Here is a 7,894-nt window from a genome sequence, read left to right as displayed (position 1 = left end):
GGTCCGGGATCCCCGCGGCCGGCTGCGCTACTGGATCGCCGCCGTGGGCGAGAATGCCGACGATGGCCCGGATACCGACTTCGCCGCTGTCGAGGCGGGCCATGTTTCCATCACGCCGCTGCAGACGGACCTGACCCGGCATGCAGCGCGAGACGACGTGCAGGACTGGCTGGATGCACTCACCTGATCTGCTGCGCGGTGTCGGCATGACATCGCAGCGTACCCGGGACCGCATGGTGGGCCGCCTGGCCGACCAGGGGATCCGTGACCGCCGGGTGCTGGAGGTGATGGCCCGGGAACCGCGTCACCTCTTCCTCGACGAGGCCCTGGCGCATCGTGCCTACGAGGATACCTCGCTGCCTATCGGCCATGGCCAGACCCTCTCCCAGCCCTGGATGGTGGCGCGGATGACCGAGCTGGTGATCCAGGAGACGCCGTCCCGGGTGCTGGAGGTCGGCACCGGCTCCGGTTACCAGACCCTGGTGCTGTCGCGTCTGGTCAAGGAACTCTGGTCGGTGGAACGGATCAATGCCCTGCATCACCGTGCCGGTGGCCGGCTGCGCCTGCTCGATGTCCACAATACCCGGCTGTGCCTCGCCGACGGGGGCCATGGCTGGCCGGAGGAAGCGCCCTTCGATGTCATCCTGCTGACCGCCTGTGCCAGCGAGTTGCCCGCACCGCTGCTCGCCCAGCTCGGCGAAGGAGGGGTGCTGATCACGCCGCTGGCCGAGCCGGATGGCCGGCAATGGCTGACCCGTGTGCGCCGCAGCGGTGAGGGCTTCGAGACACAGCGGTTGGAGGTGGTGCGGTTCGTGCCGCTGCTGGAAGGCGTCATTCGTTGAAGGCGTGGTTTTTCGAAAGGAGTCCGCTGTTGAAGCGTCATCTCGGTATCTTTCTCAGGGGCGCCGGCATGGGGGCCGCTGATGCGGTGCCCGGCGTGTCCGGCGGCACCATCGCCTTCGTCACCGGCATCTATGAGGAGCTGATCCACAGCATCAAGCAGTTCGGCCCCAGCGCCTTCTTCGCCTGGCGTCGCGGCGGCCTTCCACTGCTGGCGGTTCATCTCAACCTGGCGTTCGTGCTGCCGCTGCTGGCGGGCATCGCCATCAGCCTGGCCAGCGTGGCCCACCTCGTCGTCTGGCTGATGGACGATTTCCCTCAGTTGCTCAACGGCTTCTTCTTCGGCCTGGTGGCGGCGTCGGCAGTGGTCGTCAGCCGCCACCCGACCGACTGGAAATGGTGGCACCTGCTGCCCCTTGCCGGAGGCCTGCTGCTCGCCCACGGCCTGCCGTCGTTGATGCCGCTGGTCACCCTGCTCGGCAGTCCCGACCTGGTGCTGGTGGTGGGCGGGGCCATCGCCATCAGTGCCCTGTTGCTGCCCGGCGTGTCGGGCAGCTTCCTGCTGCTGACCATGGGCCTCTACGGCACGGTGATGCAGGGTATCCGCGTCTTCGACCTGGGGTTGATCGGGCTGTTCGGGGTGGGCTGCCTGATCGGCCTGTTCGGGTTCTCGCGGCTGCTCTCCTGGCTGCTGCGCCACCATCACACCGCGACCCTGCAGCTGCTGGTCGGCTTCATCATCGGCTCGCTGCCGGTACTCTGGCCATGGCGTGAACTGGTACGCTACCAGCTGGGTTCCGAGGGTCAGATGATCCCCCTCGACTACCGTTACTTGACCCCGGCCGATTTCGCCGAGCTGACCGGGGAACCTGCCCGTCTGCCGGCGGTGGTGGCCCTGATGCTGGCCGGCGCGGTCCTGGTGCTGCTGATCAGCCGGGCCAACCAGCCCGCAATGTCCGCTTCCCGACAAGGTGCTGACAAGGAGGAAGGCTCCGATGCATAAGGTATTTCTCATTTCTGGCCTGGCCCTGGTCCTGGCCGGCTGTGCCGCCCAGCAAGGCGAGAGCGGGCCTGTCCAGGTGCGTGACCTGTCGGCCAGTCGGGCGGACTCGACGCCCGCCGAATATACCGTGGAGGCCGGCGATACGCTCTATGGCATCGCCTGGCGCCACGATATGGATTACCGCGACCTGGCTCGCCTCAATCGTATCGGCCCCCCCTACCGGATCGAGCCCGGTCAGCGGTTGGTACTGGGCGGCGAGGGGAGCGCCACTGTGGCTTCCGGCCGGAGCAGCGGCGAGGGCGAGCCTCGTGGTCGCGGGGTCGTGGCCACCGGCCTCGGCGGCGAGGCGTCCGCGAGCGACGAGGAGCTCGACTGGCTGATGCCCGATGAGAGTGCCATCGAGCGCAACCGTCGCCTCTCGGGCGAGCGTCAGGAGGCGGGCGACTCGCCCCGGGGGACCAGTCAGGCGGCCGCGGCCAGCCCATCAACGACGGAAAGTGCCGATGCCGCCTCGTCGGGCGCTGACCGGGGGCCGGGACCGATCTACAGCTACGACAGCCCGGGAGCGGACGGCACCCTGAGCGAGCGTGACCTGGCCGAACGGCGTGAACGGGCGTCGCGCGCAGAGCAGCAGGTCGACGGCACGGCGGCACAGAGCGGCCCCGAACCGCGCGACGCGCCCGACGCCACGGCCGAGGACGAGGCGGCCCAGACGGCCCGGGCGTCGTCGGAGACGGACGACGGTGGCGCTGATGCCGGGACCTCGGTGGCCGGTGAGCCCGCGTCCGAGCAGCGCACCGGACGCCGCTATACGCCGGTGGACGACGTGGCCTGGCAGTGGCCGGTCGCGGGTGATGTGGTCGGCCAGTTCGGCGAGGGGGGAAGCATCACCGCCGGCATTGATATCGCGGGTCAAAAGGGGCAACCTGTCAAGGCAGCCGGCCCGGGAATCGTGGTCTACGCGGGCAGCGGCGTCAGAGGCTACGGCAACCTGATCCTGCTCAAGCACAACGACCAGTTCCTGAGTGCCTATGCCCACAACGACACCCTGAACGTCAAGGAGAATGATGTGGTCGAGGCCGGTGAGGTCATCGCCACCATGGGTGACAGCGATGCCGAGGACGTCAGGCTGCATTTCGAGGTGCGCAAGGATGGCCAGCCTCAGGATCCCCTCGAATTCCTGCCGGTCCGCTGACCCTGACGGTCGGCCAGCATCGAATGCAGCTTGAACAGGGTGGCGCACAATAATAATGTCGCGCGTCGATCGTCCGGCCATGGACCTACGACGCCCGGTCGCAACCATGGGGTAGTAATCGATGAGCATGCTTGAACGGGATCTTCAGGATGTGAATCTGGCAGCCGCCGATCAGGTGGATGAGGCCGCTGTCGAGACCGAGGATGAGCTGGAACGGGAGGATATCGAGGTTGAGGAGGCGGTGGCCGGCGACGAGGAAGCCTTCGAGAAGGCGCTGAGTCGGGAGGATCGCCATCAGCGCCACAGTCTCGATGCCACCCAGATCTACCTCAACGAGATTGGTTTCTCGCCGCTGCTGACGCCGGAGGAAGAGGTCTACTTCGGCCGCCTGGCGCGCCAGGGGGACCCGCTGGGCCGTTCGCGGATGATCGAGTCGAACCTGCGGTTGGTGGTGAAGATCGCCCGGCGCTATCTCAACCGCGGCCTCACCCTGCTCGACCTGATCGAGGAGGGCAACCTTGGCCTGATCCGGGCGGTGGAGAAGTTCGACCCCGAGCGCGGCTTCCGCTTCTCCACCTACGCCACCTGGTGGATTCGCCAGACCATCGAGCGGGCGCTGATGAACCAGACCCGCACCATCCGGCTGCCGATCCATGTGGTCAAGGAACTCAATATCTATCTGCGGGCGGCCCGCGAGTTGACCCAGAAGCTGGATCACGAGGCCACGGCCGAGGAGGTCGCCGACTACCTCGACAAGCCGGTGGCGACCGTCAAGAAGATGATGGGCCTCAACGAGCGGGTCTCCTCCGTCGACTATCCCATGGGTAGCGAGAGCGACAAGCCGCTGATCGAGACCCTGGCCGATGACAGCGACCATGGCCCCGAGTCTACCCTGGTGGACGGTGACGTGCGCCAGCATGTCGATGCGTGGCTGGCCGAGCTCACCGAGAAGCAGATGGAAGTGGTGGTGCGTCGCTTTGGCTTGCGTGGCCACGAGGCCGCGACCCTCGAGCAGGTCGGCGAGGAGATTGGCCTGACGCGCGAACGGGTCCGCCAGATCCAGGTGGAGGCGCTCAAGAAGCTGCGTCGGATGCTCGACAAGCAGGGCCTTTCGCTGGATGCCATCTTCGAGTGATGTCGCGTGCCGGAGCCTTCTCCGGCACCGTCGCTTCTCTGCCTGATGACGGGTAGATGATCGATCTGCCAATGTGCCCCCAGGATCTCGACCATGGCCCGGCCGCTGATCGCCGATATCGACCTCGACGCCCTGCGTCACAACTATCGCCTCGCCCGTGATCAGGCCCCCCACAGCCGCGCCGTTGCCGTGATCAAGGCCGATGCCTACGGCCATGGTGCCGTGGCCTGTGCCCGGGCACTTCAGGATCTGGCGCCGGCCTTTGCCGTGGCCTGCCTCGAGGAGGCGCAGACCCTGCGCGAGGGGGGCATCACGGCGCCCATCGTGCTGCTCGAGGGCATCTTCGAGGCCGCCGAGCTCGAGCGGGTCGAGGCGCTGGGGCTGTGGATCGCGGTGCACACCGACTGGCAGCTGGAGGCGCTGCTCGCCTATCGCCCCGCGCGCCCCATCCCAGTGTGGATCAAGGTGGACTCGGGCATGCACCGGCTGGGCTTCCCGCCGGAACAGGCGGAGGCGGTCTGGGCGCGTCTCGCCGCGGCGCCCGATTGCGCCTGCGACCTGCACCTGATGAGCCACTTCGCCACCGCCGACGCCCTGGAGCCCGGCTACTTCCGGCGCCAGCTCGAGCTGCTCGACGACCTGGCGATCCGGCTCGAGGCCCCCACCTGTCTTGCCAACTCGCCCGCCACCCTGGCCTGGCCCGAGGCACACGGCGCCTGGAACCGCCCCGGGGTAATGCTCTACGGCAGCGACCCGCTGGAGACCTCCAACGAGGCGAGCCGTCGGCTGGCACCGGTGATGACCCTGCGTTCCGGGATCATCGCCGTCCGTGAGCTCGCTGCGGGGGAGCCGGTGGGCTATGCCGGGCGCTGGAAGGCCCCGCGCCCCTCGCGGATCGGCGTGGTGGCCTGTGGCTACGGCGACGGCTATGACCGGCATGCGGTCGACGGCACCCCGGTGCTGGTCAACGGACAACGCACGGTCCTCGCCGGCAAGGTGTCCATGGACATGCTGACGGTGGACCTCACCGACATCCACGAGGCCGACATCGGCAGCGAGGTGGTGCTCTGGGGACGGGCCTCGAACGGCGCGCTGCTGTCGGTGGACGAGGTAGCCCGCCACTGCGACACCATCAGCTACACCCTGCTCACCGGGGTGCTGCCGAGGGTGCCCAGGCGCTATCATGGGGCGGACTGATCGCCGCACCACGGGAAGCCGCATGTCCAGGGACGATACCACCAAGACCTCCTTTGCCCATCCACGCTACTGGCCCACCTGGTTGGGCATCGGGGCCATGCATGTCGTGGCCTGGCTGCCCTGGCGGCTGAAGCTGTGGGTCGGGCGGGCGATCGGCCTCGCCGCCTGGCGCATTGCCAGGCGCCGCCGCCATATCACCGAGACCAATATCCGCCTCTGCTTCCCCGAGCTCGATGGGCCGCAGCAACGTCGGCTGGTGCGCGAGACCTTCATGGCCAACGGCATCGGCATCGTCGAGACGGCCACCGGCTGGTGCCGTGACCCGGAGCACCTGCGCCACCGTGTCACCTTCCTGGGGCAGGAGCACCGGGCCCGGTTGCAGGCCGAGGGGAGGGGGGCGCTGATCCTCGGGGTGCACTTCTCGACCCTGGACCTGGGGGCCGCGTTGCATGCGCTCTACTTCCGCGCCGACGCCGTGCAGCGCCCTCATGACAATCCGCTCTTCGACCGCTTCATGGGGCGCGCCCGGGCTCCCTACTTCGATGCGGTCCTCGACCGCCATGATCTGCGGGGCGTGGTGCGTCGGATCAAGGCTGGCCACGCGGTCTGGTACTCCCCGGATCAGGACTTCGGTCGTGATGCCAGCGTCTTTGCTCCCTTCTTCGGCATCCCGGCGGCCACGGTCCGCATGACCTCGCGTATTGCGCGCATGACCGGAGCGCCGGTGATCCCGCTGATCTTCCACCGCAACCCCGATGACCGCACCTATACCCTGGAGTACCTGCCGCCGCTGGCTGATTTTCCCAGCGGTGATGACGTGGCCGATGCTACCCGCATCAACGCCGTGATCGAGGCGGCGATACGCCGCCACCCGGAGCAGTACCTCTGGCTGCACCGGCGCTTCAAGACACGACCGCCGGGAGAACCGAAGTTCTACTGACGCTTCGCGTCAATACAGGCCGGGAGCCGTAAGCGATAAGCCGTAAGCCATAAGAAAACCCCACACACCCTAGGGTCTGTGGGGTTCACTTACAGCTTAAAACTTATGGCTTACCGCTCCGGCGAAGTTTGTAGGCCAGATAAGCCGAAGGCGCATCCGGCGTATGGAGCCTCCAGTGGCGTGAGTTGGCCACTACTCGCCCGGTGCGCTGTCGCTTACCGGGCCTACGTCTGGAAGCGGGAAGTGAAATGGAAAAACCCCACAGGCCTCGCAGCCGTGGGGTTTTCTTCCAGCTTCAGGCTTACAGCTCCGGCGAAGCCGGTCAGGCGTCGATCCGCTTGTACTTCATGCGGTGCGGGGTGTCATTCCCGACGCGCTTCTTGTGATCCGCCTCGTACTCGGTGTAGTTGCCCTCGAAGAACTCCACGTGGGAGTCCCCCTCGAACGCCAGGATATGGGTGGCGATGCGGTCGAGGAACCAGCGGTCGTGGGAGATCACCAGGGCACAGCCGGGGAAGGCCAGCAGGGCTTCCTCGAGGGCGCGCAGGGTCTCGATGTCCAGGTCGTTGGAGGGCTCGTCGAGCAGCAGCACGTTGGCGCCCTGCTTCAGGGTCTGGGCCAGCTGCAGGCGACCGCGCTCGCCGCCGGAGAGCTCGTTGAGGCGCTTCTGCTGGTCATTGCCCTTGAAGTTGAAACGGCCCACGTAGGCTCGTGAGGAGACCTCATGGCCGTTGATGTTGAGGATGTCCTGGCCGTCGGAGACCGCCTCCCACACCGTCTGCTTGTCGTCCAGGCCGTCGCGCAGCTGCTCGACGTAGGCAATGTCGACGGTCTCGCCGACCACCACTTCGCCGGCATCGGGCTGCTCCTGGTCTGTGATCAGCTTGAACAGCGTCGACTTGCCCGCGCCGTTGCCGCCGACGATGCCGACGATGGCCCCTTTGGGCACGGTGAAGGTCAGGTCCTCGTAGAGCAGCTTGTCGTCGAAGGCCTTGGCCACGTCGTGGAACTCGATGACCTTGTCACCCAGGCGGGGGCCGGGCGGAATGTAGATCTCGTTGGTCTCGTTGCGCTTCTGGAAGTCGCCGGACTGCAGCTCCTCGAAGCGGTTGAGGCGTGCCTTGCTCTTGGCCTGACGGCCCTTGGCATTGCTGCGCACCCACTCCAGCTCCTGCTTGATCGCCTTGTTCTTCGAGGCCTCCTGCTTGGCTTCCTTCTCCAGACGCTTTTCCTTGGCCTCGAGCCACTGGGAGTAGTTGCCTTCGAAGGGAATCCCCTGGCCACGGTCCAGCTCGAGGATCCAGCCGGCCACGTTGTCGAGGAAGTAGCGGTCGTGGGTGATGGCCACGACGGTGCCGGAATAATCGTGGAGGAAGCGCTCCAGCCAGGCCACGGATTCCGCGTCCAGATGGTTGGTAGGCTCGTCGAGGAGTAGCATGTCGGGGTTGGAGAGCAGCAGCCGACACAGCGCCACGCGGCGTCGTTCGCCACCGGAAAGGTGGCTGACCCGGGCATCCCAGGGCGGCAGGCGCAGGGCATCGCCGGCGACTTCCAGCTTGCGCTCGAGGTTGTGGGCGTCAGAGG

7 protein-coding genes and 1 pseudogene are annotated in these 7,894 nt (G+C 66.9%); 7 read left to right on the top strand and 1 reads right to left on the bottom strand.

Annotation, left to right across the window (positions count from 1 at the left end):
* The 7 genes and pseudogenes from RI841_RS12225 to lpxL all read left to right on the top strand — a co-directional run.
* Positions 1 to 187, top strand: a pseudogene (locus RI841_RS12225) (5'/3'-nucleotidase SurE); the annotation flags it as partial.
* Positions 174 to 842, top strand: a complete 669-nt coding sequence (locus tag RI841_RS12220; RefSeq protein WP_310705878.1) for a protein-L-isoaspartate(D-aspartate) O-methyltransferase — start codon at positions 174 to 176, stop codon at positions 840 to 842. The pseudogene RI841_RS12225 and the gene RI841_RS12220, both read left to right, overlap by 14 nt.
* A 26-nt stretch (positions 843 to 868) precedes the next feature.
* Positions 869 to 1,843 carry a DUF368 domain-containing protein gene (locus RI841_RS12215; RefSeq protein ID WP_310705879.1) on the top strand — a complete coding sequence of 325 codons (975 nt, stop codon included), beginning with the start codon at positions 869 to 871 and terminating at the stop codon, positions 1,841 to 1,843.
* Positions 1,836 to 3,038, top strand: coding sequence for a peptidoglycan DD-metalloendopeptidase family protein (locus RI841_RS12210; protein ID WP_310705877.1), 1,203 nt, complete (start codon positions 1,836 to 1,838; stop codon positions 3,036 to 3,038). Before RI841_RS12215 ends, RI841_RS12210 begins: the two co-directional genes overlap by 8 nt.
* Before the next feature lie 121 nt (positions 3,039 to 3,159).
* The gene (gene rpoS, locus RI841_RS12205) at positions 3,160 to 4,173 is read left to right on the top strand and encodes an RNA polymerase sigma factor RpoS (protein ID WP_310705876.1); all 1,014 of its coding nucleotides are present in this window, start codon (positions 3,160 to 3,162) and stop codon (positions 4,171 to 4,173) included.
* Positions 4,174 to 4,266: 93 nt separating this feature from the next.
* Positions 4,267 to 5,370, top strand: a complete 1,104-nt coding sequence (gene alr / locus RI841_RS12200) for an alanine racemase (RefSeq protein WP_310705875.1) — start codon at positions 4,267 to 4,269, stop codon at positions 5,368 to 5,370.
* Between the two features lie 22 nt (positions 5,371 to 5,392).
* On the top strand, positions 5,393 to 6,310 hold the full coding sequence (gene lpxL, locus RI841_RS12195; RefSeq protein ID WP_310705874.1) for an LpxL/LpxP family Kdo(2)-lipid IV(A) lauroyl/palmitoleoyl acyltransferase: 918 nt from the start codon (positions 5,393 to 5,395) through the stop codon (positions 6,308 to 6,310).
* Positions 6,311 to 6,632: 322 nt separating this feature from the next.
* Here lpxL and ettA read toward each other — a convergent pair.
* Positions 6,633 to 7,894, bottom strand: a 1,262-nt coding sequence (gene ettA / locus RI841_RS12190; RefSeq protein WP_310705873.1) for an energy-dependent translational throttle protein EttA, incomplete at its 5' end; no start/stop codon positions are given.

The organism is Halomonas sp., assembly GCF_031581305.1.
GTDB lineage: Bacteria > Pseudomonadota > Gammaproteobacteria > Pseudomonadales > Halomonadaceae > Halomonas.
The sequence above is the reverse complement of the archived record's forward strand: the minus strand, read 5'-3'. Positions and strand labels throughout refer to the sequence as shown.